We start from the raw sequence: 2,578 nt of genomic DNA on the forward strand, positions 1-2,578 counted from the left end.
TGGCTGTTGCAGAACTCGTGGGTATGGCTGGCAAACAGCTTAAGTGAACGTGCAACGGCCTACAAGAAGTGTTTAAGGGACGTTTTTAGAGGCGGTGCCCCGGCGCAGAGGATCTTTCAGGGGCTACCCAAGACTTCCGCAACAGCCACTCTCGTTTATCCTTCGGACTATACTTGTAATAGGGCGCTTATCTTATCGCTTTACAGCCTTTCCTGTTCTCATGCTACCTATTTCACAACATGTACTGCGCGTTTTGATGGCCAAGGGGGATTCTTCTAATCCGGAACTACTCTCGCTCCTGCAAGAACTGGCCCCTTCGGCTACCGTGGACTTTATACTGCCCCATTACGATTTATACAATACCTATGCGATCCGTCTGGATATTGCTCAAGACTTGACGGGAGAATGGTATGAGGGATTAAAGGAAGCGGTAGAAGCAATGGCTGCTAGCTCGCTGGCGAACATCCGTTTTCTCGAAGTCGATTGCCTGGAGGGCGATTGCTCTCTATTTGTAGAGGAAAATTTGAAGGAGGTACTGGGCATTGTCTACTTCCCGCATAAGGTTGTAGAGGATAAGCCTCATTAAACGCTTCTTATTTTGAACAGCGCGCGTTTACCTTCGGACCGTTTTCGTAAACACTTGTCTTTACTATTTGGAACCATTCAGATACTTCGTACCCGTTCCCGGGTGATGTAAAAAAGCCCCCATAAGAGGGCGGTGCTCGGAAAGGGTAGCAGGAAACGCATATCCATTGAGTAAAAGGCAAAGTATTGCTGCGCTATCAATACAAAGAAGATATAGCTCTTGAGCAGCGTGTCGACCAGCAGCAGCAGAAATACCCCCGTTCTAATGCGCCGTTTGGCAGGGAAGAGACCACCGCTACACAGCAGTAGTGCCGCGGCCGCCGGCAGGAAAAACAGGGCGGACTCAACCAAGAGCCCTATCCGGCTTCCCTCAAGGAAGATAACGCGAAGGGCTTCATACAAGCTTCTATGAAAGGGTACACAAAGTGCCCAATACCACCCGAACAGCAACATCCCACTAAGCAGGAGCAATACGCTTGTGTACGTTAAAGGGAGTGCATACTTCATATGGATGAGAGGTAGTCTCACGGATATATCGTTGTCGTGACCGTGCCGCAGGCACTGATATGTTAAACATACCCTCCTTCAACTGAACGGCGCTTAGCGGTAGCCGGCTGGCACGGGGCCGTCGCAGGGCGCCGATGCAGCCCGCGCGCGGGTGAAGCGCCGCCACAGCCGTTCGGTTGGCCGGTAAGGCGCGGCTTAAGCGCAGCGGCGCCCGCCACGGGGCTAAACAGGGGGTAACCGCGGGCTTTTTCACCCCGTTTACCCGCGTAGGCGCCGGCAATGGTCGCCTGTCGGGGCCCGTACGAACGGATACGGGAGTTATAGGCCAACCTATAACTTGCCTATAACTCGCCTATAATTCGTTTGAGGCTGCCTATAATTCGCCTATAATTCGTTTGGCGCTGCCTATAATTCAAATGCGGGATGCCTATAATTCGTTTTCGACCCATTGGCTGAACCTAAGGTCGCTTCCCGGACTGGGGTGGGAGAGGGGGGATGGTCGGGGCCGTCCTCGTCCGCGAGGGGTGGCGCGCGGCGTCCGGGCGTCCAGGCCGGGCGAACGGGTTAAAATCAGGGGTTAAAACCACGGCCCAGTTAATTAAAACCACGGGCTCCGGAATTAAAACCAGGGCCCCAGGAATATTAACCGGGTTAAAACCACCGCCCCAGGAATATTAACCAGGTTTTAACCGGAATTAAAACCACCGAAACGGCCTTTTGGGGCCTTCCTTCGGTGCCGTCATCGGCGAAGAAAGGCCCCAAAAGGCCGCTTGTTGTGCGCGCGAGCCCAGAAAGGGGCGTGTTTTCGCCGCCAAGGGGGCCGGTCCCGCGCCCGAAGCTGGTTTTGGCGAATGGGACCGTTTTAACGAACACAGGAGCATCTTCGCATAGCTTTTCTCGCCTCCGTATTCCGTGAAGAACACCCTTACCCAACAACGCTGCGAATTGTGGGCGGCCAATCTATTGTTGTTTACCGTTCTGTTGGGTGGCATCGCCAGCTTCCTGGACGGAACTGCCTTTTTTGACGGGGGCACCGCGTACGGGGAAAAGGCCAAAACGGCCCTTGCGCTGGCCTTGGTGGTCGGGACCGTTTTCGCAGCAAGGCGCGGACATACGTGGGCCAAAGGGCTGCTGGTGCTGTACTACCTACTGGCCGGGGGGCTTTTTGCTTACTTTCATTTCACGGCCGGCTTAGTGCTTGGGTTTACCCGAGGGGCGTTAACCGCAACGCTGCAGGTGACCCAATGGCTGCTGCAATTCGTCGCGTTCCTACTCCTCCTTTGGAGTTTTAAGCGCAACAAACTCCCAGGGCCACTATAGCACTGAAAGACCGTGGCTGTTGCAGAACTCGGTTTAGGCGGTTCCGCTTTTAGGTAGCGACTTGGCGATTACCCAAGTGGGCGCTTTGGGGCGCCTGTTTCGCCGCCCAGCACGTGCATTTGCGGCCAGCAGGGGCCGGGGCAGGGCCACTGCCAGGTTCAGCTGC

3 protein-coding genes are annotated in these 2,578 nt (G+C 54.9%); 2 read left to right on the top strand and 1 reads right to left on the bottom strand.

Going from position 1 to position 2,578, the window contains the following annotated elements:
- Window positions 1-220 precede the first annotated feature (220 nt).
- The gene (locus J4G38_RS28085; protein WP_210522217.1) at window positions 221-586 is read left to right on the top strand and encodes a hypothetical protein; all 366 of its coding nucleotides are present in this window, start codon (window positions 221-223) and stop codon (window positions 584-586) included.
- Between the two features lie 77 nt (window positions 587-663).
- On the opposite strand, the gene J4G38_RS28090 is transcribed toward J4G38_RS28085, so the two are convergent.
- Window positions 664-987: a hypothetical protein gene (locus J4G38_RS28090; protein ID WP_210522218.1), complete on the bottom strand. Its 324-nt coding sequence runs from the start codon at window positions 985-987 to the stop codon at window positions 664-666.
- Window positions 988-2,004: 1,017 nt separating this feature from the next.
- On the opposite strand from J4G38_RS28090, the gene J4G38_RS28095 reads away from it, so the two are divergent.
- Entirely contained in the window at window positions 2,005-2,412 is a 408-nt protein-coding gene (locus J4G38_RS28095) for a hypothetical protein (RefSeq protein WP_210522219.1), read from the top strand.
- Window positions 2,413-2,578 lie beyond the last annotated feature (166 nt).

The sequence above is a fragment of the Hymenobacter terricola genome (assembly GCF_017921975.2).
Taxonomy (GTDB): Bacteria; Bacteroidota; Bacteroidia; order Cytophagales; family Hymenobacteraceae; genus Hymenobacter; species Hymenobacter terricola.

What these genes read in the sequence shown, in the direction of transcription:
- J4G38_RS28085 (WP_210522217.1), top strand. Translation starts at nt 221, where the DNA reads ATGCTACCTATTTCACAACATGTACTGCGCGTTTTGATGGCCAAGGGG.